Genomic DNA, 22373 nt, shown 5'->3' with positions numbered 1-22373 from the left:
CGATTCAGCCGGTCCAGCGTCATGAAGATGGCCGCTGGGAGTCTGAGCTGAGTGTGAGATCACAAATTTAGCGAGTTCCGGCCGTTCTCGGTCGTGTCGTGGGGCCGGGCTTCCTGTTTTGCGGGAAGCTCGGCTTCGCTGTGTGGACTGCCGGGCACTCGCGAACCGTTAGCTGAGCCGAACTTGGGTGGGGGGAAGTCACTCAGGGTAGAGGCGGGTGCGCGCTGGTGGCTGGTATGGAGCGGTGGGGCCGGCGGAATGCGTAGCACCCGTAGGGGGCGACCGTGAGGGAGTTCGGCCGGCGCCACTGCGGCGGAAAGTTGATCTTGGGGGGTCCGCGGCTGACTGCCAAACGATCTTGAGCGTTGTTGGCTCGGTGAATGGCGTGGGTGGCAGTGCTCCGGGGTGCGGCGGGTTCGGTTGGTGCGGCGGGCGGCCGGTGCGGCGGTGCGGCCCGGAGCTGCCGCCGCCGGGACCGGCCCCCAGGCCGCACGCCCGGCGAGCGGCAGGGCGACAGGGCCGGGTGCGGCGGCGCGGAGCGCTGCCGCCTTGAACCAGTAAAGAAACTTTGAGCCGTTATATGACCAGTGCTATGCCTTCCTCGGCCAGCTCCTCGGGGGTGAACAGGGCGTTGGGGTCGTCGGCTATTTCTGCGCCGTGGGCGATCTCGTATCGGTTGGCGGCTGCTTTGACTTCGGTGACCTCTAGCGGGTGGCCTTGGTCGTCGGTCATGGTGCGGCGGATGATCAGGATGGCTTCGGCGTAGTCCATGCCGAGTGCGGTTCGTTCGTCTTCGTAGGCGATGCGGGCGGTGGTGAGGGTGACCCATCGGAGCGGGCCTTTGTCGCGTTGAAGCTGCTCGTAGAAGAGCTTGGTCCGCTTGCGGTACTGGTGGTAGCGCTTCTGGTCGTCCCAGTCGGGTACGAGGTCGGCGTTGGTGTAGCTGTTGATCTCGAAGCGGGGTGAGTAGCCCTGGCTCCATGTGGCGTGTCGGTGGATGACGGGGTGCCCGTTGCGGACGCCTAGCATGATCGCGATGTCGCGGTTGGCTGCGATCTTGTGGTCGTCGTAGGGCAGGGGGCCCCCGTCGCGCTGGGCGTCGCGGTGGAAGGTTTCCCATCCGACTTTGCCGAATGGTCTGATCTCGGGGTGGTAGGCGGGGCAGGCGAGGTCGGGCCGGTCCTGGTTGGTGATCAGGATCACCTCACGTTCGGGGGCGGGCCGGACGAATGATCCTCGGCCGCGCATGACGTAGATCAGCCCTTCGGTCACAAGGGTGTCGATGGCCTTGCGAACGGTGGGGCGAGACACCCCGTGCTTGCGAGTCAGTTCCGGCTCGCTCGGCAACGGGCCGCCGGGCGGGTATCGGCCGTCCAGGATGGCGGCGCGTAGCTCGGCGGCGATCACGCGCCACCGGACGTCTTTGTCTTCGGTCCTGTCTTCGGTCTCCATGGGAACCTTCCCCTCGCATCATCCGTCCTACTACTTGTACTACAGGTTGCATAGACTGTCGATGTCGGCCAGGATGTACTACAGGTTGTGGTGACGAGTGGTGGGAGGTGGTTGGTCATGAGCAAGGGAGAACAGATCAGCGACAACGCGGAGCGACAGGGACGGCAGGGAGTACCGGAGTGGATGGCCGAACTCGTTTCGGTGGTCAACGATCCGGGGTTTGAGCGGTGGCGGTCGATGGTGGCCGCGACGGGCGGGTGTGCGAATCCGATCCATCTGGCCGGGGAGTCGATGGTGCTGGACTCGGCAACCGGTGAGGTGCTGCACACCTACGACACGTCGGCCGAACCTTCGGGGTATCTGCTGGTCGCCTGCGGCAACCGGCGCTCGTCGGTCTGCCTGTCGTGTTCGGAGGTCTACCGGGCTGATACCTTCCAGCTCATCCGGGCGGGCCTGTCGGGGGGTAAGGGCGTGCCCGGCAGTGTGAGCGCGCATCCTCGGGTGTTCGCCACGCTCACCGCTCCATCGTTCGGGCCGGTGCATACCCGGCGGGAGAAGAACGGGCGGGTGCGGGCGTGCCGTCCACGTGCCCGCGACAAGGTGTGTGAGCACGGCCGCCCGGTCGGCTGCCACGAGGCGCACGACCCGCGAGACGAACGGCTCGGCCAACCGCTGTGCGCGGAGTGTTACGACTATGCCGGGGCGGTGCTGTGGCAGTCGCATGCGGGGGTGCTGTGGCACCGGTTCACTCTGGCGATGCGTCAGGAACTCGCCGCGTTGGCGGGCATGAGCCGACGCGCGTTCAACAGTCAGGTCCGGGTGAGCTTCGCCAAGGTTGCCGAATACCAGCGGCGGGGCCTGGTGCACTTTCACGCGGTGATCCGGCTGGATGGCCCGGACGGGGCTGGCGAGCCTCCGCCGGACTGGGCTGATGTGCGGCTGCTGGTCGCGGCGATCCCGGCGGCGGCGTCGGGGGTGGAGCTGGACACCCCGGAAAGCGGGCTCGGGGTGCGGCGGCTGGGGTGGGGTGATCAGCTCGATATCCGGCCGATCATCCTGGGCACGACGTTGGAGGGGGTGAACGAGACGGCGGTGGCGGGTTACATCGCCAAGTACGCGACCAAGGGCGCGGAGGCGTCGGGGACGGTGGACTACCGGCTGTCGTGCGGGCCGTGTAAAGGGTCGGGGCGTACCGGGAAGCTGCGCGGGGTGTGCGGGCGGTGCGCTGGCACGGGGCTGAAGCCGGGGCTTCACCTGGACCTGTTACCGGTGACCGAGCATGCCCGGCGGATGATCCGCACGTGCTGGGAGTTGGGGGCGCGGCGGGAGTTCGCCGATCTGCGGCTGCGGCCGTGGGCGCACATGCTCGGGTTCCGGGGGCACTTTTCGACCAAGAGCCGCCATTACTCGACCACGCTGGGCGATCTTCGCGGGGCGCGGGGCGATCATCGGGCGCAAGAGGCGCGGGCTCGGCTGGGCCTGCCTGCTCCGGGGGATGACACGACGCTGGTGATGGGGCACTGGCGCTTCGCCGGATCGGGGTACACGCCGGGTGAGGCGATCATGGCCGAGCAGATCCGGCAACGCGTGTCCACGGCGCGGGCCATCTCGGCGGAACGGGAAGCACGGCAACAGCCGCAGATGCCCGATGGGACAGAGCAGTGAGCGCGTGTCGGCGCGTAGGCCGTGCGGTGAGGGTCGCATCAGGCGGGACAGTGCCGGAGGCTCCGACAATCGGTGGGCTTTTGACTGTTGGCGCACGTCGGAGAGGGACTCGCCAGACCCTGGCCGGCGCGGGCATGGGCGGGTGGGCGGGCCGAACACGGGCGCACCACAGTAGCAAGATCATCACGGCGAGTGGGCAGGGAGGCGGGTGGCTATGACAAAGATCAACTGTGCTGCGAAACCCGCTACGGCGAGTGAGTGCCCACAGTGGATGATCAACGGGGGGGCCGGATGATCAAACCTGACGACGACGTACCTTTACCACTGCCCCATGTCGCGGACGTGCCGGAGCAACGGCCGTCTCCTGAGATGACCCGTGACGAGTGGATCGCCTATCACGTGGCACGTGCCCCGAAGATCACCGACAAGCAATGGGCCGACACGCTCACGATCTTGAATCCGCCTGATGGGCAGTACGGCATCTAGCCCAGACCCGCGTGTGCCCCGGTCATCAGCTCGTGACCGGGGCACACGCCTTTCCTGCTGCTAACCGAAGCTTTTCCAGACCGGCCGGACCGTGGAGTAATCGAAAACCGGTCCGCGCGTGGTCGATGGACCAACGATGATGGCTTGCAAGTACTGGCCCAGAATGGCGCGCTTGCCTGATGTGCTGGCCTGCTCCCACTCGCGCCGGATCTGCTCTGGGGAACGCCGTAGCAAGGCGTCTCCGCTGCGGGCCTGCTCCTTCTTCTTCACGGCGGCTTTGAGTTTCTTCTCTCGGGCCTCCAGCGTTGGCACCGTTGAGAAGAACGTCTCATCGCTGACCGCGCCTGTGGCGTACTGCTGGCGCATCGTGGCCAGACGGCGGCGCACATCAGCGAGCGCCTCGGCCTCGGGGTCCTGCTCGGCCTGGCCGTCGCTGTCGGGCTGGGTGATGGCGGGGGCGTTGGCGGTGATGTGAGCGAACAACAGGTCCTCGGCCAATGCATCCATCTTGGCCCCGTTGCGCTGCACGCATCCGCAACCGCCCAGCACCTTGGCCGGGCACCGGTAGGCGACGGCCGTCTTTCCAGAGTTGTACTTGCGAACCGTCCCGATCAGCGTCCGGTTGCACACCGATCCGTCCTCGCGGATCAAGCCGCACCGCAACAGTCCCGACAGGAGATGCTTCCTGGTCCCCTTGCCGGTGAACGTCTGTCCCTCCAGGCGGCGGTTCTGCTCGGCGATGGCCTGTTCCCACTGGGCAACCGAGATGATCGGCTCCCACGGACCGATCACGTACTCTCCGGCGGCGTCTTTCAACACCGTGCCCTCGATGTCAGCGAAACGGCTCCGTCGCTGTCCTTCCTGGTTCTCCTTGCGCAATGTCCCGTTGTAGACCGATAGCCCGGCGTTGGACGGGGACAGGAGATTCTGTTTCACGCTGGTGATCGACCACGTGCGGGACACGACCGGTGAGATCCCGGACGCCTGGAAGAAGTTGACCAACTGTGTCCAGGACTCGCCGGCCAAGAACCGGCGTAGGGCAGCGCGGAGCAACTCCGCCTCGGCCTCGATCAGGTCGCCCTCCCGGTCGTAGCCGAACGGGCGTCGATATCCCCCGAACTTGCGCCCCTGGCCGTCCTGGGCCTGTTGTAACCGGGCACGCGCTACCCGGCGTGCGGTGTCCTCACTGGACTTGTTCGCCATGGCCACCAACACCCGCGCCATGGTCCGGCCACCGGAAGTCCGTAGATCAAGCTGACCGGTGACCGACTCCACCGGCCGTTTGAAGAACTCGACCAGATCGATCAAGTCCTCAAGGTCACGGTTCTGCCGGGTCAACCGGTCCAGATCGTAGAAGATGATCCCGTCGATCTTGCCGTCTTCGTAGTCGGCGAGCATCCGCCGAAACTCCGGCCGGATCACCCGCCACACGCTGCGGCCATCGGGCAGGCGAATGCGCCTCTTCTTGAACGCGCTGGTGTCGTTCTCCTCATACCAAACGCTGATCTCTCCGCCCAGACGTTCCGCGAGCGCTGCAACGTCTTCTTTCTGACGGGTGATCCCTCGTTCTAAGCGGCGTATCTGCCCGGTCTTCTCGTCCAACACCTCCGGGTCTTCGGAGATACGCACATTGCCGCCGTACCGGAGTCGCTTGCCGCTGGTCGCTTTCGGGGTGATGTCCATATAAGTAGTGTATTTTCAGGACTCACGAGATCACCCACGACCAGCACGACATCGTCAGCGAGGGTGCCCAACCCCCATCTGTCCAGAGTGTCGTTCACCATGTGCCGGGCCTGGCCGACGAGCGCGAGATCAGAGGGGAGGTCCCACGCCACGGTACGGAGACCATCCGGCGTTCCGATCATTGCGACTCCTTGGAGAGGGGTGCGTGCAGGCGTCCGAGGTGTACGCGGCGAAGGGGTGCTCTGGCTGCGAGGCAGCATCGTCTCCTCCGTCTCGCGCATCAGGTCGTACAGTTCCGCGGCGGTGCGTGCCTCCACGATCAACGGCTGGAGGACCGCCCAGGAGGCGATGGCAGAGAAGCGACGCCCGCCGACTCCGTACCAGACGGCCCATGCGGGCTCCATCTGGTCCATATGCTCGGCGGAGGCCTTCTCTGCAACGTCCCATCTCCTTCGGTGGACGTCCGTGAGGGGTGCCCCTTGTCGGTGGCGTCCCTTCGGTCCACGCCCGCTCACGCCGCGGCCCCTTCTCGGTTTAACCGCCGCTCACCGAACGAGAAGAGCGAGCCCGATTGTCGTCGAGGCCGGTACACCGTGGTTACGACCTGCTCCCCTCGCCTGTGACGCCCATGCGAAGTCGTACGCGACTCGGGCGTCGGTAGCGCGCCCAAAGGCATCGGACGGCCCGATGCCAGACGCCGTCGTACCGCCATCCGGGCGTGAGCCTGGGCGGACGTCGGCTGTTCCCACATGTGGTGAGCGCGGTGCGGCAGGCTCGCGGCATCGTGGGCGTAGGGCGGATGACCGCACCATCGGCAACCAAGCGGCATCGCCGGCCGCGCGGCATTCCAACGCACCCTAATAACGCGAGGCCCTTCTCTCCCTTGCCCGAGAGTCACGCCAACGGGGTTGGTGGGCGGACTACAAGGATGTGTTTCGCAGCAACCTGCCTGCCTTCGAGGCGGGTGCCTCAGTCATCCGAACGTACGAAGCGGTTCTGATCCCGGGCTTGCTTCAGATACCGGCGTACACTGCGGCGATCTTCCGTGGCGGTCAAGTCCTCGACAGCGCTGTCGTCGACCGGCACGTAGAGGCCAGAAGCGCTCGCCAGAAGATCCTCGACCGAGAGGACCCGCCCTCTCTCGTCGCGCTCATCGACGAGGCCGCACTGCTCAAGGTGATAGGTGGGCAGGCAGTGATGCGTGCCCAGCTTGGCCATCTCGTCGAGATGGCGGCCCGCTCGAACATCACCATCCAAGTCGTCCCCAACGCGGTCGGTGCTCACTCGGCGCTGACCGCCGGCCCCTTCGTCATTCTGGACTTTCCCGGCGATCCCAGCCTGGTCTACATGGCAACCGCGACGGATAGTCTCTGGCGGGAACAACCAGAGGAGTATCAGCGGTATAGCCTGATTCTCACCCACGTATCGACGTCGGCGCTTTCGCCGGACGAGTCGACCAAGTACATGATCGCCATGATGGATCGACAGACGAGGTGAACGAGAACCGTGGACCTAGGGAAGCTCGCCTGGCACAAGAGCACTTACAGCGGCACGGACGACAACTGCGTCGAGGTAGCGAACCTTCCAGGCGGCGATCGGGCCGTACGGGACAGCAAGAACCCAAGCGCACCAATGCTGCGCCTCGGCCACAGCGAGTGGCTGGCATTCATCAGTAGTGTCAAGAACGACCACCTTGGCTGAACCGAGAAGATCTGTGGTCCTCGCTTCAGTACACCTGGCCGACGAGTTCGCGGTGCCTATCTGACGTTGCCCGACCAATACAGAGCTACTGAATCCGAAGGACGTTCAACTCGACCCGCGGCCTGCTGGCGAGTTTCGCTGACCAGCGCTCAAGCGTTGCCGGCGACCATGCCTTGCTACGTTGACGTTCATGACCAAAGCAGCGGAAACGGGACTTGCCGTACGGAACGGCATGGCCGAGGACGTCGAGGCGGTGCTCGCCTTCTGGCTCGTAGCCGCTGAAGGGACCGATCGGCATGACAGCGCTGAGAGCGTGCGCCGGCTGATCGAGCGGGATCCGGAGGCGTTGCTGGTCGCCGAGGTGGGCGGGCGGATGGTGGGCACACTGATCGCCGGGTGGGACGGGTGGCGCTGCCATCTCTACCGGCTGGCCGTCGATCCCGCGCACCGCCGCAGGGGCATCTCCCGCATGCTGCTCGACGCGGCCGAGAGACGCTTCGTGGAGCACGGCGGGATGCGGGCCGACGCCATGGTCCTCCACGACAACACCCTCGCCCACCACGCCTGGACCGCCGCGGGTTACGTACGCCAAGAGGAGTGGGGGCGGTGGGTCAAGCCCTTCGGGCCTCGGCGCGCCTGACACCCGCGTCGCCCCCCAGGGTGCGCGATGGCCATCCCGAAGAGCCAAAACGACCTCCGGCGGCGACCTCACGAATCGCTACCTGACGCTGTGTGGACGATCTTGGGGATGGGTGACCGGTTCTACGCGAACCAGGTGCTCCAGCCCTTTGAAGTCATCAGGATTGACGGTGTACAGCGGCAGCCGGTTGGCGACCGCGATCGACGCGATCAGCAGATCAGCGGTGTTTCGCCGTGGGTTTCGACCCGCCGCGAGAACAGCCGCGTACACTCTGCCGAAAGCTCGTGCGGCTGTTGTATCGAAAGGGATCGGTTCGAACTCCGACTCAGCGCGGGTGAGAATGTCCTGGCGACCGGCTTGTTCTTGTGGATCGCCGGTGGCGAGCGGGCCTGCTGAGAGTTCCGCCAGGGTTATGGCGCTGATGGCCTGCTCTAGTGGCAGCTCACCCTGGTCGAGACCTTCCATGAGGATGAGGATGTCGGTGTCGAGGAGCCCTCCGTGTCGCGACCGTCACGAGAGCTCCTCCCCCGCCGCCGCCGGGGAACGCCCTTGACGGCGGGCGCGATCGTAGGGGTCGTCATTCACATCGTCGAATATGGCGCGGACATCCTCCCGGAACTTCTTGTCGTCGATCGCAGGAGCTCCGGCGAACACGACATCGACACGTTCCCGAGGGACGAATGTTCGCCGGCGGCCGATGGGCGTGACGGTGGCGATCTGGCGCCCGTTGCGCATGAGAGTGAAGGATTCGCCGTGCTCTATGGCGTCCATGATCTCGCTGGCACGATTCTTCAGATCACGCTGATTGATCTCTGGTAGCTCGGGCGCCGGGTAGGTCATGGACACATCATGCGACTACGTCCCACGGTGTGCCACGTAGTGGGACATGCTAGATGGCGAGCCTCAACGTGTGCGCCGATCCTGGAGGGTCCCGCGTAGAGCACGGATGGCGATGGAGTGGCACCATCCGTGGTGTCGCTCCAATTTTCCTCTCTAGGATCGAGGACATGGGAGAACAGCTCGGCCTGCGTGAACGCAAGAAGCGGGAGACGCGGCAGCACATCGCCGACATGGCCATGGGCCTGTTCATGACTCGAGGGTTCGAGAACGTGACCGTGGCGGAGGTCGCGCGGGTGGCCGACGTCTCCGTCAACACGGTTTTCAACTACTTCAGGACCAAGGAGGACCTCTTCCTCGACCGCCAGGACAGCTTCGTGGACGAGCCGAGCCGGGTGGTCCGCGAGCGGCGGGCGGGCGAGTCCGTGATCGCCGCGCTGCGCCGGGACTTCTTCGAGGCGCTCGACGAGGGCGACTGGCGCAGCGGGCTGAACGACGGGGCCGAAGTGGTCGTCCGTCTGATCAACGAGAGCCCATCGCTCATGTCCCGCATGCGGGAGCTGGCCGAACGCCGGGAGGAGCACCTCGCCGAGACCCTGGCGGAGGAGACCGACGCGGACGAGGACGACCTCAGGCCCGGCCTCGTCGCCGCCCAGGTCTGCGCGGCCATCCGCCGGCTCGCGGCGGACGGCATAAGGCGCAAGATGGCCGGAGAGAGCCACGACGACGTCGTCAGGGACGTGCGCGCCCAGGCGCGGCTCGCCTTCGACCTGCTGGAGAACGGCATCGGCGCCTACGGCGTGGCCTGACGACCCCTTTTTCAGTCCGGCGCGCAGCCGCCGAGCGGAAGGTCGTAGCGCCACTCCTCGGAGATACGTGACGCCAAAGGGCCACCCCCGGTGGATCCGGGGATGGCCCTTTTGGTGACTTGCGAGCCGGAGGCTCAGAAGTCCATGTCGCCGCCGCCGGGCATGGCGGGAGCGGCCGGGGTCTTCTCGGGCTTCTCGGCGATGACCGCCTCGGTGGTGAGGAACAGGGCCGCGATGGACGCGGCGTTCTGCAGCGCCGAGCGGGTGACCTTGGCGGGGTCGATGATGCCCGCCTCGAGCATGTTGACATACTCGCCGGTCGCCGCGTTGAGGCCGATGCCCACCTCGAGGTTGCGGACGCGCTCGACCACGACGCCGCCTTCGAGGCCGGCGTTCACGGCGATCTGCTTCAGCGGCTCCTCGAGCGCCTTGCGGACGATCGCGGCACCGGTGGCCTCGTCGTTGAAGAGCTCCAGCTTGTCGAACGCCTTGGCGCCCGCCTGCAGCAGAGCCACGCCACCGCCGGGCACGATGCCCTCCTCGACGGCCGCCTTCGCGTTGCGAACGGCGTCCTCGATGCGGTGCTTGCGCTCCTTGAGCTCGACCTCGGTCGCCGCGCCGGCCTTGATGACGGCGACGCCGCCGGCCAGCTTGGCGAGGCGCTCCTGGAGCTTCTCGCGGTCGTAGTCGGAGTCGGTGTTCTCGATCTCGGCGCGGATCTGGTTGACCCGGCCGGAGATCTGCTCGGGGTCACCGGCGCCGTCGACGATGGTGGTCTCGTCCTTGGTGATGATGACCTGGCGCGCGCGGCCGAGCAGGTCGAGCGTGGCGGTCTCAAGCTTGAGGCCCACGTCCTCGCTGATGACCTGGCCACCGGTGAGGATGGAGATGTCACCCAGCATGGCCTTGCGGCGGTCGCCGAAGCCGGGGGCCTTGACGGCCACGGACTTGAACAGGCCGCGGATCTTGTTGACGACCAGGGTGGCCAGGGCCTCGCCCTCGACGTCCTCAGCGATGATCACGAGCGGCTTGCCGGCCTGCACGACCTTGTCGAGCAGCGGGAGCAGGTCCTTGTTGGCCGACACCTTGGAGTTGACGATGAGGATGTAGGGGTCGTCGAGGACGGCCTCCATCCGCTCCGGGTCGGTCACGAAGTAACCGGAGATGTAGCCCTTGTCGAAGCGCATACCCTCGGTGAGCTCAAGCTCCAGGCCGAAGGCGTTGCTCTCCTCGACGGTGATGACGCCTTCCTTGCCGACCTTGTCCATCGCCTCGGCGATCATCTCGCCGATCTGCGTGTCGCCGGCGGAGATGGAGGCGGTCGAAGCGATCTGCTCCTTGGTCTCCACGTCCTTCGCGAGCTTGGAGAGCTCCTCGCTGACGCGCTCGACGGCGGCCTCGATGCCCTTCTTCAGGGACATCGGGTTGGCGCCGGCGGCGACGTTGCGCAGGCCCTCGCGCACCAGCGCCTGGGCGAGCACGGTGGCGGTGGTGGTGCCGTCACCCGCGACGTCGTCGGTCTTCTTCGCGACCTCCTTGACGAGCTCGGCCCCGATCTTCTCCCACGGGTCCTCAAGCTCGATCTCCTTGGCGATCGAGACGCCGTCGTTGGTGATCGTGGGAGCGCCCCACTTCTTCTCCAGCACGACGTTGCGGCCCTTGGGACCCAAGGTCACCTTGACGGCATCGGCGAGCTGGTTCATACCGCGCTCGAGACCGCGCCGGGCGTCCTCGTTAAACGCGATCATCTTGGCTGCCATACGGCTAGACCTCCCAGATACAGGGTGGCTTGCAGCGGATCGAGCCGACGCCCGCGACGGCATGTAGACCCGCGAATTCACGACACCTGTCGCCGTGAACCGCCAGGCCCCATCGCCTCGATCCAGGTTTGTCACTCTCCCCAGGAGAGTGCCAACGAACTGTTTAGCACTCTACCCTGCCGAGTGCAAGCGACAACCCCTATGACCTGGGCGGCACAAGGATTTCTCTGACCGTATGCCGAATATTGGACCTGACCTCACGTGCGGGAGAGCACGGACATGACGGAAGGCTCGGCCCGTCCTGATGCACGACGAACCGAACCTTCCAGCTACTGACTGAGAGAGACCAGTGGATCTTCGTCGACGACCGGACAGCGCCGGTGTCGTCACACAGTCCGCACGGACTCCGCCTGTGGACCCTTCTGGCCCTGTGTGATCTCGAACTCCACCCGCTGACCCTGCTCAAGGGACCGGTATCCCTCGGACATGATCGCTGAGTAGTGGACAAACACGTCCTTACCACCGTCTACCGCGATGAAGCCGTAGCCCTTGTCCGCGTTAAACCATTTGACGGTGCCCTGCGCCACTTTCCGACTCCTCTTGCTGGGCTCCGGACCCCACCCACTCCTCCGCGAGGCCCGTGACCTTCGGAACCGAGACGCATGCGAACTCCTCGGCCACGTCGATCGTTCTCGACCATACCTGTGGCAAGGCTTGGCGCAACAGTGTCAAACACCAAACTACTTCTTGACGTTCGCTGTAAGCGGGACGCTACTTTTTCCCGCTCTGGTGCGTTAGTTGATAATTAAACTACACAGAAGGGCCAGGTAAGAACTTCTATTATGATAGTCAGGCCGTTCCAGGCCCCCTGGACATGCCAACGCCCACCCGTCCCAGGGACGCGTGGGCGTTGGGAGTACCCGAGGGTCAGCCTCCGGCGACCGCGGGGATCACCGAGATCTGCGCCCCGTCCGGCGTGACGGTGTCGAGTCCGTCTACAAAACGGACGTCCTCTTCTCCGACATACACGTTGACAAAACGGCGAATCTTGCCCGTTTCGTCCAGAATTCGGGCACCGATTCCGGGGAAGTCGGTCTCCAGCTTCTGCAACACCTCGCGAAGTGTCGCGCCTTCACCGTTCACCTCCGCGGCACCGTCGGTGTACGTACGGAGAATCGTCGGAATCCGCACAGAAACGCTCATTTATCGCGACCTTTCAGGAGTTATCGGCGATAGCCGTGCGGAATGCGTCGAGCGAGGGCCGGATGACGGCGGTGGGCCGGGCCTTGGCGGAGACCGCGTCGAGGGTCTTCAGGCCGTCCCCAGTGTTGAGCACCACCGTCTCGGCCTCCGGGTCCAGGAGGCCGTTCTGGACCAGTTTGCGGAGCACTCCCACGGTGACGCCGCCGGCGGTCTCACCGAAGATGCCCTCGGTGCGGGCCAGCAGGTGGATCGCGTCCACGACCTCGGCGTCCGTGACGTCCTCGACCGCTCCGCCCGTACGGCGGGCGATGTCCAGGACGTACGGCCCGTCGGCGGGGTTGCCGATGGCGAGCGACTTGGCGATGGTGTCCGGCTTGACCGGCTGGACGATGTCGAGACCGGCCTTGAAGGCGGACGACACCGGCGAGCACCCCGCGGCCTGCGCCCCAAAGATCTTGTAAGGCCTGTCCTCGACGAGCCCCAGCTTGATCAGTTCCTTGAAGCCCTTGTCGATCTTCGTGAGCTGCGAGCCCGAGGCCACCGGCACGATGATCTGGTCGGGGATCCGCCAGCCCAGCTGCTCGGCGATCTCGTACGCCAGGGTCTTGGAGCCCTCCCCGTAGTAGGGACGGAGGTTCACGTTGACGAAGCCCCACTTGTCGCCCAGCGGGTCGCCGATGAGCTCCGAGCAGAAGCGGTTGACCTCGTCGTAGGTGCCCTCGATGCCCACCAGGCGCCCGCCGTACACCGAGGCCATGATGATCTTGGCCTCTTCGAGGTTCGACGGGATGAACACGCAGGAGTCGAGCCCCGCGCGGGCCGCGGCGGCGCCGACGGCGCCCGCGAGGTTGCCCGTGGAGGAGCACGACAGGGTGTGGAAGCCGAAGTTGCGCGCCGCCTCAAGGGCGATCGCGACGACCCGGTCCTTGAAGGAGTGGGTCGGGTTCCCGGAGTCGTCCTTGACGTGCAGGCTCCGGATCCCCAGCTCACGGGCCAGGTTGTCGGCCTTGACCAGCTTGGTCCAGCCGGGCGCGAGGTTGGGCTTGGAGATGACGTCGGCGGGCACCGGGAGGAGCGAGCGGTAGCGCCAGATGTTCTGCGGGCCGGACTCGATCTCCCGGCGGGTCACCGACGCGGCGCGGCCGGCCTCGGGGGTGTCCCAGGTGTAGGCCACTTCGAGTGGCCCGAAACACTCGATACAGGCGAAGATCGGTCCGAGGTCGTAGCGAGTGCCACATTCGCGGCAGGAGAGCGCGACGGCGGGGCCGAAGTCGAGTGTGGTCGTTGTCTCAGCTGTTGCGAGCGCCATGAAGCGAGGCCTTTCCCTCATCTTCGCCCGGACCACCTTGATCACGGGCCGGAATTGGCACCTGTCCCGGCTGGTCTCAGTTGGTCGGATGCCGCGTCGTTCGGAGACGCGTGTGACCACAGCCGGGAGGGTTGCCGGGGCTTCGCAGGGCCGGTCCCTCCACCCCTCTGGATGAGCAATATGAAGTTGTGATCCCGCCGATGTTTCAGGCAGGACAAAAGAACTGTACCTTGCCCGCCAGCGGGTTCGGCGAGTTGTCTCACCAAGCGAGACGACCGCGTATCACCGACGCGCGGCCGGAGTGACCGCGCGGTGGGATCGCGGGCTCACCTGTAGGCGTCGCCGAGGGCCGCCTGCACGTATTTGCGTGCCTGGTGGATGCGCGACTTGGCGGTGCCGAGAGGGATGCCGAGCTGCTCGGCGACCTCGTTGTAGTCGAGCTGGCAGATGTCGCGCAGCACGAGCGCCTGGGCCAGCTCGGGCTTGTCCGCCTCCAGCGCCTCCATGGCGTCGAGCAGGTCGAGCCGCGAGCCCGCGATGACGCTCACCCGGCGCGGGTCGGCCCGCATGTCGGGAAGGTCCTCGGAAGTCTGCTCGGCGCCCCGGCGCTTCAGCGTGCGATAGGTCGTGCGCGCGCAGTTGGCGGTGACGATGTGCAACCAGGTGGAAAAACGTGCCCGCCCTTCGAACCTTCCGATGTTGCGGGCGACGGCCAGCAACGTATCCTGGCTAGCCTCCTCCGCGTCCTGGTGGTAGGGCAGGAGCCTCGCGCAGTGGCGGAGCACGTCGGGCTCGATGCGGCGGAGGAGCTCTCCGAGGGAGCGGTGATCACCTTGGGCGGCGGCGCGGGCCAGCTCTTCGGTCGTCTCGTCAAGCGCCATGCCGGAGCTCCCCTCGACCGTCTCCACTTTGCCTCGACCAGACCATCAGCCCATCTTATTGGGAGCGTTAAATTCATTTAATCTGCGGCCGAGTGCGCATCACAGCGGAGATGAACGGCGAGGGACGACCGCCACCTGGCGGACGAGGAGTGGTGATGGGCAGATGAACACTGTTCTGCTGGCCTCCAACAGGGGCCCGGTGTCGTTCACGCTGGCCGACGACGGTGCGCTGACCATGCGCCGGGGCGGAGGCGGCATGGTCTCCGGCCTCTCGGAGGTCGCCAAGGACACGAACGTGCTGTGGGTGTGCGCCGCCCTCTCCGACGGCGACCGCAGCGCCGTACGGCTCGCTCCGAGCGGGCGCCTCGACCAGGCGGGCTACGACACCGGGCCCGTGCGCATGCTGGACATCCCGCCCGCGACGTTCCACCGCGCCTACAACGCCGTGGCGAACTCCACGCTGTGGTTCGTCAACCACCTGCTGTACGACATCCCGAACTCGCCGCAGTTCGACATGCGGTTCCGCAGAGAGTGGGAGTCCTACCAGGACTACAACGCCGCGTTCGCCCTCGCCCTGGCCGAGGAGGCCGCGCACGGCGCCCGGGTGATGATCCAGGACTACCACCTCACCCTCGCCCCGGCGATGCTCCGGGTCGAACGGCCCGACCTGCGCATCGCCCACTTCTCCCACACCCCGTGGGCGCCTCCGGAGTACTTCTCGCTGCTGCCCGACGACATCTCCGCCGAGCTGCTGTCGGGCATCCTCGGCGCCGACCACGCCGGCTTCCTCGCCGCCCGCTGGGCCTCGGCGTTCATGGACTGCTGCGAGACCCTGCTCGGCGCCCGGGTCGACCGCGTCGAACGCACCGTCACCTACGAGGGCCGGACGACGCGCATCGGCGTACACGCCCTCGGTGTCGACGGCGACGCGCTCTGGGCCCGTGCCCTGGAGCCCGATGTCGAGTCGCACATGACCGCCCTGCGCGAGCGGGTGGGCGACCGCAAGCTCATAGTGCGGATCGACAGGACCGAGCTGTCGAAGAACATCGTGCGCGGCCTGTCGGCCTACAAGCAGTTCCTGACCGACCATCCCGAGTGGCACGGCAAGGTCGTCCACCTCGCCTTCGCCTACCCCTCGCGGCACGACCTGCCCGAGTACCGCGAGTACACCGCCGCCGTGCAGCGCTGCGCGAAGGAGATCGAGGACCTGTTCGGCGGCGAGGACTGGGATCCCGTGATCCTCAATGTGGACGACGACTACGCCCGCTCCCTCGCCGCCTACCGCATGGCCGACGTGCTGCTGGTGAACCCCATCCGCGACGGCATGAACCTCGTCGCCAAGGAGGGCCCGATCCTCGCTCCCCACTGCGCGCTGGTGCTTTCCAGGGAGGCGGGCGCCGCGGCCGAGCTCGGCGGCGACGCTCTGCTGGTCAATCCGTACGACGTCTCGGGCACGGCGAACGCCCTGCACGAAGCGCTGGTCCTTCCCGAGGAGGAGCGCGCGGACCGGGGCACCCGGCTGCGCGCCGCCGCGACGGCGCTCCCCCCGAGCCGGTGGTTCGCCGACCAACTGGCCGCCCTCGAACGCTGACCCCGACCGTCCCAAATACGGGGTTACTCGCCGTAGAGCCACATTCCACTGATATGGGGGCGGTGATACGTTCTGACCGTTCGAGTGCTCCTAGGCACGGGGGATCTGTGAGCTCGACCATGTCCGCACGACCGCGCGCCAGGCTCACCAGGGACCGCCCGACCTGGCTCATCTACCTCCAGCTCGCGATCTTCTGCACCTACCTGTACGGGCTCTCCGCCGCGCTCCCGCTGCTCCGCATCGACCAGGGCGTGTCCCAGGCCGTCGCGGGGCTGCACGGCACCTCCATGGCCGTCGGGAGCATCATCTGCGGCATCGCCATACCGCATCTGACCTCCAAGATCGGCCGGCGCCGCACGACCTGGCTCGGCGTGGCCGCGATGGCCTGCGGCGTCGCGCTGGTCGCGGTCACCACGGCGCTGCCCGTCACCCTGCTCGGGTTCGGCCTGGCGAGCGGCGGCGGCTCCATCAGCCTCTACGTGGGCATGTCGGTGCTGAACGACCACCACCGGGCGGCCGGACCCGCGGCCATCAACGAGGCCAACGCGGTCGGCGTCACCGTCGGCATCGGCGTGTCCTACCTCGTCAGCGTGCTCGCCGACTCCCCGCTCGGCTGGCGGGCCGGCATCCTCGTCACCCCGATCGCGGCGCTGCTCCTGCTCGCGTTCATGGGCAGGGTGTGGGTGCCGGCCCTCCCGCCGGCCGGTGACCACGCGGAGGACGGCGTCACACATGCCGTGAGAGCCCCGTACGGCTGGCGCTTCCACGTCGCCTGCGGGGTGCTGTTCTGCCTGGTGGCCATGGAGTTCCTCTTCAACGTCTGGGCCGCGAAGCTGCTGGCCGACCAGACGGGCATGACCGCGGCCGTCGCGGCGACCGGGCTCACCGCGTTCACCGCCGGCATCGCCGTGGGCAGGTTCGCCGCAGGGCGGCTGGCCCTCCGCCTTGACCCGACGCCCATGCTGGCCGGCGCGCTGGTGGTGACCCTGACGGGCTGGTCGGTCTTCTGGTTCAGCGCCCATCCGGTGCTCTCGTACGCGGGCCTGGTCCTGAGCGGGCTCGGCGTCGCGGTGCAGTTCCCGCTGGGCCTCGCCAGGGTCCTCGCCATGGCCGCCGGACGGGCCGACAAGGCGAGCGCGGCGGCCTCCATCTGGTCCGGGGTCGCGGTCGGCATCGGGCCGTTCGCGCTGGGCGCCATCGCCGACGGCTTCGGCACGCGCACGGCGTTCCTCATGGTCCCGCTGCTGATAGCCCTCGCCATCGCCGGCATCGCCCTCAGCTCCCGGCCTCCCGCGCCTGCCCCCGCCTGAGAGCCTGGGCCGGCCCCGCGCGGGCTCCTGTCGTCCATGAGCGCCGCCCGGCCCTGATCAGTTCCCGCGCGTGCCCCTCTCGTCCACCGTGGTCACCCGACCCTGATCAGCTCCCGCCCGGGCTCCGCTCGTCCACCGCGTCGGCGAGCGCCGACAGCAGCGCCGCGACCCCGGCCGGGCCGTCGACGACGAGGTCCGCGCGCTCGGCGAGCGCGGTGACCTCCGTGGAGGCGCTGCACACCGTCACGCCGGGCAGCCCGGACAGCCGTACCGCCTCGAACGCCGCGAGGTCGCCGAGGTCGTCCCCGGCGAACAGCACGGACCGTGCGAAACGCTCGGCGAGGAACACTCCGAGCGCGTGCCCCTTGTCCATGCCCGAGGGGCGCAGCTCCAGCACCAGCCGCCCCGGCTCGACGAGCATGCCGCTCTCGGCGGCCAGCTTCGCCAGCGGCTCGCGCAGCGCCAGGAACGTCCCCTCCGGGTCCGGGGCCCTGCGGGTGTGGACGGCGACCGCCCTGCCCTTGTCCTCGATCGTCACCCCCGGTTCCGCCCCGTCGGTGACGGTGACGCCCAGCAGGGCCAGCAAACCGGGCAGTCCCGCACGCACGCGCTCGACCCCCGGTGGCGGCGGCGGGGACAGCACCTGGCCGTCCTCCCAGCGTTCGAGCCCGTACTGGCCGAGCACCACCAGGCCGGGCACATCCGCGAGACCGGGCCCGCCCGGCACCTCGCCGTAGGCGATGGCGGTGGCGGCGGGACGTCCGGTGACGATCACCACTCCCCCCACCAGGCCGCCGAGGCGTACGAGCGCCGCGGCGGCGTGCGGGTCGACCCGGGCGTCGGCGGGGTCGGGGACGATGGGCGCGAGCGTGCCGTCGAAGTCGAGCCCGACCACCGCCCCCGCGGGGTCGGCCTTGATGGCAGCCAAACCGGCGATATCCGGCAATACATCATGAGTCACGCGTGGAGCAGTACCCCAGGGATCAGGGGCGCATGCCCAGACGGCGCGCCGCGCGCTCGCGCTGGCGGGAGGCACGCAGCCGCCGCAGCCGCTTCACCGTCATCGGATCGTGGGCCAGGGCCTCGGGGCGGTCGACGAGCCCGCCGAGCAGTTGGTAGTAACGCGTCGAGGAGATGCCGAAGGTCTCGCGGATGGCCTGCTCCTTGGCGCCCGCGTGGCGCCACCACTGGCGCTCGAAGGCGAGCAGCTCGCGCTCACGCTCGGTGAGCTCTCCGGGGGTGTGGGGGGCGGATCGTTCTTCAGGGTCGCTGTCACCATGGTCGGGTGCGGTGTCCATGCTGTCCTCCTCGGTCGGGCACGCGGAGACGTCGGGCCGGGCCGGGCAGGGGAGGGCGGGAGACGAGCGAACGTGCGCCCGGGCGAGCGCGACCCTGAGCCACGACGCGCGCATGCGGCCCGTGGCAATCGTAGTCGGGAATTCGCGGCTGTTCATGACAGTTCGGGAGACGTACAGTCACCAGGTGTGACCTCAGTCATCACGCTTCTCACCGACTACGGTTTGGAAGACGGGTTCGTGGCGTCGTGCCACGGGGTGATCATCGGTATCTCCCCGGAGGCGCGGATCATCGACGTCTGTCATCTGGTTCCGGCCGGGGACATCCGACGTGGTGCCGCGATCCTCGCCCAGACACTGCCCTACCTCCCCGCCGGCGTGCACATCGCCGCCGTCGACCCGGCCGCCGCGAGCGCCCGGCGCTCGGTCGCCGTGGAGGCGGGCAACCGGGTGTTCATCGGGCCGGACAACGGCCTGCTCTCCTGGGCCTTACTGGCGTCGGGCGGGGCGCGGGTCGCGTACGAGATCACCAACGAGGAACTCTTCCTCACTCCGGTGTCGCCGACGTTCCACGGGCGCGACGTCTACGCGCCGGTCGCCGCGCACCTGTGCGCCGGGCGCAAGCCCGCGGACCTCGGCCCGGAGATCCCGCTCGACCGGCTGTTGTCGCTTCCCGCGCCCACCGCGCGCATCGGGGAAGGGGCGGCCGAGGGCGAGGTGCTGTCGCTCGACCGCTACGGGAACGTGCAACTCTCCGTGACCGCCGACGATCTGGTGACCCTCGGCGTCCGCGTCGGGGACAGCCTCGCGGTGTCCATGGGCAGGCGCCAGATCACGGTGCCGTTCCGGGACACCTACGCGGCCGTGCCGCCGGGGAACCTCGTCGCGTTCACGGACTCGGCCGGGCAGGTGGCGCTCGCGGTCAACTCGGGCGACGCCGCGCAGCGCCTCGGCCTGCCTCCGGGCGCCCACGTACGGCTCGCTCGGGCGGGCGTCGGGTGAGCTTCCGCACCGGCGGCTTGACGGTGACCCCCTCGTACGGTCGCGCGGGCGGGCGTGGGACGGGCTCTCGTATGTGAGCAAGCGCTTGTATCATATTGGGCACATGGCTGTGCTCGCGATCGACGGCTGGTTCACCATCGAGGATGGAGTCACACACCTGCTCGGCACCCGCTGTGCCGACTGTGGCACCGTCTCCTTCCCTCCCCGGGCCGGGTTCTGCCGCAATCCGCACTGTGACGGGGACTCGCCCGAGCCGGTACGGCTGTCGCGAAGGGGCACGGTCTGGTCGTACACCAACGCCTGCTACCCGCCGCCCCCGCCGTACGCCGCGGCGGAGCCGTACGCGCCGGTGACGCTCGCGGCGGTGGAGCTCGCGGCCGAGGGCATCGTGGTGCTCGGCCAGGTCGTCCCGGGCCTCACCGTGGACGATCTGCGCGTGGGCCTGGAGCTGGAGCTGACCTGCGGCCCGCTCGCCGACGGCCCGCTCGTGTGGATGTGGGGGCTCCCCGGCGACAAGGCGGTCACCGCATGACCCTGGTGGCCGGAGCGGGAATGCACCCTTGGGGCAAGTGGGGACGGCCCTTCGTCGAGTACGGGGTCGCCGCCGCCCGCGCGGCGCTGGCGGACGCGGGCCTGCACTGGACCGACGTGCAGTTCCTGGTCGGCGCGGACACCATCAGGAACGGCTACCCCGGCTCCGTCGCGGGATCGGCGTTCGCCCAGGCGCTCGGCTGGACGGGCGCGCGTCGCCTCCTGCTACGCCGCCTGCGCCTCGGGCGCCCACGCGCTGGAGATCGCACGCACGCGGATCCTCGCCGGGCTGTGCGACGTGGCCCTGATGGTCGGAGCGGACTCGGCTCCGAAGGGGTTCTTCAAGCCCGTCGGGGGCTACCGCCCCGACGATCCGGACTGGCTCAGGTTCCGCCTGCTCGGGGCCACCAATCCCGCCTACTTCGCCCTGTACGCGCGCCGCCGTATGGCTCTCTACGGCTCCACGGCGGAGGACTTCGCGGCGGTGAAGGTGAAGAACGCCAGGGCCGGGGCGCTGAACCCCAACGCGCGCTACCGTAAGGCCGTGTCGGCGGAGGAGGTGCTGGCCTCGCCGATGGTCGCCGACCCGCTGCGTCTCATGGACATCTGCGCGACCTCCGACGGCGGCGCCGCCCTGGTGCTGGTCTCGGACTCCTTCGCCCGCCGCCGGGGGCTCTCGGGCGTGCGCATCGCGGCCGTCTCCACCGTGACCCCGGCCTTCCCCAACACCGTGCTGGAGATGCCGGACTTCGCCACGGACTCCTCGGCGGCGGTGCCCCCGCCGGACCGGGGGTTCCGGCCGTCGATCGCGGCCGCGGCCTACGAAGAGGCGGGGGTGGGACCGGGCGAGCTGTCCCTCGCCGAGGTGTACGACCTTTCCACCGCCCTGGAGCTCGACTGGTACGAGGACATCGGGCTCTGCGCCCGGGGCGAGGCGTCCGGGCTCGTCCGCTCGGGGGAGACCGCTCTGGGCGGCAAGGTGCCGGTGAACCCCTCAGGCGGCCTGGCGTCGTTCGGCGAGGCCATCCCGGCGCAGGCGATCGCGCAGGTGTGCGAGCTGACCTGGCAGCTGAGGGGCACGGCCGGTGCGCGCCAGGTGGAGGGCGCGCGGGCCGGCCTCGCCGTGAACCAAGGACTCTTCGGTCACGGCTCCGCAATCCTCGCCATCAGCTGACCATTCACCACCTTTACCAATGTTCTCACTCTGGGTATCTCATAACGGTCACACAGCGTCACCCGGTGCGGAACATAACGGATGCTCCAGGGATCGTGGTCCCAACGGCTCCGCGGCGGGTTTTCAACGGGGGGGGAACACACCATGATTCGCCGTCTTCTGATCACTTCGGCCTGTGCCGCCATCGCCATCGTGGCTCCGGCCACCGCCGCGTCCGCCGCGGGCTCCGTACTGACCGGTGGCAACTGGGCGGAGGATGACGACACCGACACCGGACTCGGCACGGACGTCGGGCTGGACACAGGTCTCGGACTGGGCACCGAGGGGGAGGCCGGCACGGGGACCGGCGACATCGGAGGTGACTTCGGCGGCGACGTGAGCGCCGACGCCTCCGGGGATGTCAGCGTCGCGAGGGTGTCGGGGCTCACCGGCACGGGCCTCACGGCGTAACGCCGCCAGGCGTGCGTGATCCTCCACAGGCGCAGCCGGCCTGTGGAGGATCCGGACGTCGTTACGCCTCGGCCACCGCGTGGATGATGTCGTACTCCTCCGCGAAGTGGCAGGCACTCAGGTGCCCGCCCGCGCGGATCTCCAGCGGCGGCTCCTGCGTGGCGCAGATGTCCTGCGCCTTCCAGCACCGCGTACGGAACCGGCAGCCCGACGGCGGGTCGGCCGGGGACGGCGGGTCGCCCTGCAGGATGATCCGCTCGCGCTGCTCGCGGCCCTCGGGGTCCGGCACGGGCACGGCCGACAGCAGTGCCTGGGTGTACGGATGCGCGGGCCGCTCGTAGATCGCGACGTCCTTGCCCAGCTCCACGATCTTGCCCAGGTACATCACCGCGACGCGGTCGGAGATGTGCCGGACGACCGACAGGTCGTGGGCGATGAAGATGTAGGCCAGGTTGAACTCGTTCTGCAGCCGCTCCAGCAGGTTCATCACCTGTGCCTGGATCGACACGTCGAGCGCGGAGACCGGCTCGTCGCAGATGATCACCTCGGGCTGGAGCGCCAGCCCTCGGGCGATGCCGATGCGCTGCCGCTGAC

General features: G+C 68.0%; 23 protein-coding genes, 1 pseudogene and 1 riboswitch. Of the genes and pseudogenes, 12 read left to right on the top strand and 12 right to left on the bottom strand.

The annotated features are described in order from the left end of the window. Positions 1–576: 576 nt before the first annotated feature. On the bottom strand, positions 577–1452 hold the full coding sequence (locus AB0B89_RS22525) for a GntR family transcriptional regulator (protein ID WP_358556034.1): 876 nt from the start codon (positions 1450–1452) through the stop codon (positions 577–579). A 117-nt stretch (positions 1453–1569) separates the two neighbouring features. Between AB0B89_RS22525 and AB0B89_RS22520 the strand changes: the two genes are divergently transcribed. Together AB0B89_RS22520 and AB0B89_RS22515 are read left to right on the top strand one after the other, a co-directional pair. Further along, positions 1570–3117: a replication initiator gene (locus AB0B89_RS22520; protein WP_358556031.1), complete on the top strand. Its 1548-nt coding sequence runs from the start codon at positions 1570–1572 to the stop codon at positions 3115–3117. Positions 3118–3408: 291 nt separating this feature from the next. Continuing rightward, complete coding sequence (locus AB0B89_RS22515) at positions 3409–3603, top strand: hypothetical protein (protein WP_358556028.1); 195 nt, start codon at positions 3409–3411, stop codon at positions 3601–3603. A gap of 60 nt (positions 3604–3663) precedes the next feature. On the opposite strand, the gene AB0B89_RS22510 is transcribed toward AB0B89_RS22515, so the two are convergent. Further along, complete coding sequence (locus tag AB0B89_RS22510) at positions 3664–5286, bottom strand: recombinase family protein (RefSeq protein WP_358556025.1); 1623 nt, start codon at positions 5284–5286, stop codon at positions 3664–3666. Positions 5287–6216: 930 nt separating this feature from the next. On the opposite strand from AB0B89_RS22510, the gene AB0B89_RS22505 reads away from it, so the two are divergent. The 3 genes from AB0B89_RS22505 to AB0B89_RS22495 all read left to right on the top strand — a co-directional run bounded on the left by AB0B89_RS22505 (position 6217) and on the right by AB0B89_RS22495 (position 7627). Then, positions 6217–6783, top strand: coding sequence for a DUF5753 domain-containing protein (locus AB0B89_RS22505; protein WP_358556022.1), 567 nt, complete (start codon positions 6217–6219; stop codon positions 6781–6783). Positions 6784–6792: 9 nt separating this feature from the next. After that, complete coding sequence (locus AB0B89_RS22500; RefSeq protein ID WP_358556019.1) at positions 6793–6987, top strand: DUF397 domain-containing protein; 195 nt, start codon at positions 6793–6795, stop codon at positions 6985–6987. 190 nt (positions 6988–7177) lie between these two features. Next, positions 7178–7627 carry a GNAT family N-acetyltransferase gene (locus AB0B89_RS22495; RefSeq protein ID WP_358556016.1) on the top strand — a complete coding sequence of 150 codons (450 nt, stop codon included), beginning with the start codon at positions 7178–7180 and terminating at the stop codon, positions 7625–7627. A gap of 78 nt (positions 7628–7705) precedes the next feature. Here AB0B89_RS22495 and AB0B89_RS22490 read toward each other — a convergent pair whose 3' ends face one another. Further along, entirely contained in the window at positions 7706–8092 is a 387-nt protein-coding gene (locus AB0B89_RS22490) for a type II toxin-antitoxin system VapC family toxin (protein WP_358556013.1), read from the bottom strand. Positions 8093–8137: 45 nt separating this feature from the next. Then, a complete protein-coding gene (locus AB0B89_RS22485) occupies positions 8138–8467 on the bottom strand; it encodes a prevent-host-death protein (RefSeq protein ID WP_358556011.1) in 330 nt (109 codons plus the stop codon). A gap of 167 nt (positions 8468–8634) precedes the next feature. On the opposite strand from AB0B89_RS22485, the gene AB0B89_RS22480 reads away from it, so the two are divergent. Further along, positions 8635–9273, top strand: a complete 639-nt coding sequence (locus AB0B89_RS22480; protein WP_358556008.1) for a TetR/AcrR family transcriptional regulator — start codon at positions 8635–8637, stop codon at positions 9271–9273. Between the two features lie 134 nt (positions 9274–9407). Here AB0B89_RS22480 and groL read toward each other — a convergent pair whose 3' ends face one another. The 5 genes from groL to AB0B89_RS22455 form a co-directional block, all read right to left on the bottom strand. Beyond that, the gene (gene groL, locus AB0B89_RS22475; protein WP_358556005.1) at positions 9408–11033 is read right to left on the bottom strand and encodes a chaperonin GroEL; all 1626 of its coding nucleotides are present in this window, start codon (positions 11031–11033) and stop codon (positions 9408–9410) included. Positions 11034–11419: 386 nt separating this feature from the next. After that, positions 11420–11620, bottom strand: a complete 201-nt coding sequence (locus tag AB0B89_RS22470; RefSeq protein WP_248960783.1) for a cold-shock protein — start codon at positions 11618–11620, stop codon at positions 11420–11422. A 340-nt stretch (positions 11621–11960) separates the two neighbouring features. Continuing rightward, on the bottom strand, positions 11961–12236 hold the full coding sequence (locus AB0B89_RS22465; RefSeq protein ID WP_358556001.1) for a MoaD/ThiS family protein: 276 nt from the start codon (positions 12234–12236) through the stop codon (positions 11961–11963). Positions 12237–12249: 13 nt separating this feature from the next. Beyond that, positions 12250–13545, bottom strand: coding sequence for a threonine synthase (gene thrC / locus AB0B89_RS22460; protein WP_358555998.1), 1296 nt, complete (start codon positions 13543–13545; stop codon positions 12250–12252). A gap of 14 nt (positions 13546–13559) precedes the next feature. Next, positions 13560–13723: riboswitch (SAM riboswitch) on the bottom strand. A 148-nt stretch (positions 13724–13871) separates the two neighbouring features. Continuing rightward, a complete protein-coding gene (locus AB0B89_RS22455) occupies positions 13872–14426 on the bottom strand; it encodes an RNA polymerase sigma factor (protein ID WP_358555995.1) in 555 nt (184 codons plus the stop codon). 163 nt (positions 14427–14589) lie between these two features. On the opposite strand from AB0B89_RS22455, the gene AB0B89_RS22450 reads away from it, so the two are divergent. Further along, positions 14590–16017: a trehalose-6-phosphate synthase gene (locus AB0B89_RS22450; RefSeq protein ID WP_358555992.1), complete on the top strand. Its 1428-nt coding sequence runs from the start codon at positions 14590–14592 to the stop codon at positions 16015–16017. Positions 16018–16136: 119 nt separating this feature from the next. After that, positions 16137–17327, top strand: a complete 1191-nt coding sequence (locus AB0B89_RS22445; protein ID WP_358555989.1) for an MFS transporter — start codon at positions 16137–16139, stop codon at positions 17325–17327. A 106-nt stretch (positions 17328–17433) separates the two neighbouring features. Here the strand turns inward: AB0B89_RS22445 and otsB are convergent, their stop codons facing one another. Beyond that, positions 17434–18264 (bottom strand): trehalose-phosphatase, encoded by an 831-nt coding sequence (gene otsB, locus AB0B89_RS22440; RefSeq protein WP_358556040.1) that lies wholly within the window; start codon positions 18262–18264, stop codon positions 17434–17436. A gap of 46 nt (positions 18265–18310) precedes the next feature. Continuing rightward, entirely contained in the window at positions 18311–18625 is a 315-nt protein-coding gene (locus tag AB0B89_RS22435) for a DUF3263 domain-containing protein (protein WP_358556037.1), read from the bottom strand. Positions 18626–18811: 186 nt separating this feature from the next. Here AB0B89_RS22435 and AB0B89_RS22430 point away from each other — a divergent pair, with 186 nt between their 5' ends. From AB0B89_RS22430 to AB0B89_RS22415, 4 genes and pseudogenes are all read left to right on the top strand, one after another. After that, positions 18812–19624, top strand: coding sequence for an SAM-dependent chlorinase/fluorinase (locus AB0B89_RS22430; RefSeq protein WP_358555986.1), 813 nt, complete (start codon positions 18812–18814; stop codon positions 19622–19624). 103 nt (positions 19625–19727) lie between these two features. Continuing rightward, positions 19728–20156 (top strand): zinc ribbon domain-containing protein, encoded by a 429-nt coding sequence (locus tag AB0B89_RS22425; protein WP_358555983.1) that lies wholly within the window; start codon positions 19728–19730, stop codon positions 20154–20156. Beyond that, positions 20153–21329, top strand: a pseudogene (locus AB0B89_RS22420) (lipid-transfer protein). Before AB0B89_RS22425 ends, AB0B89_RS22420 begins: the two are co-directional and overlap by 4 nt. A gap of 144 nt (positions 21330–21473) precedes the next feature. Then, the gene (locus AB0B89_RS22415) at positions 21474–21779 is read left to right on the top strand and encodes a hypothetical protein (RefSeq protein WP_358555980.1); all 306 of its coding nucleotides are present in this window, start codon (positions 21474–21476) and stop codon (positions 21777–21779) included. 61 nt (positions 21780–21840) lie between these two features. On the opposite strand, the gene AB0B89_RS22410 is transcribed toward AB0B89_RS22415, so the two are convergent. Then, positions 21841–22373: ABC transporter ATP-binding protein (locus AB0B89_RS22410; protein ID WP_358555977.1), on the bottom strand; the 533-nt coding region annotated here is incomplete at its 5' end.

The organism is Sphaerisporangium sp. NPDC049002 (assembly GCF_040649355.1).
Taxonomy (GTDB): Bacteria; Actinomycetota; Actinomycetes; order Streptosporangiales; family Streptosporangiaceae; genus Sphaerisporangium.
Note: the sequence above shows the minus strand (reverse complement) of the source record. Positions and strands in the feature narration are given on the sequence as shown.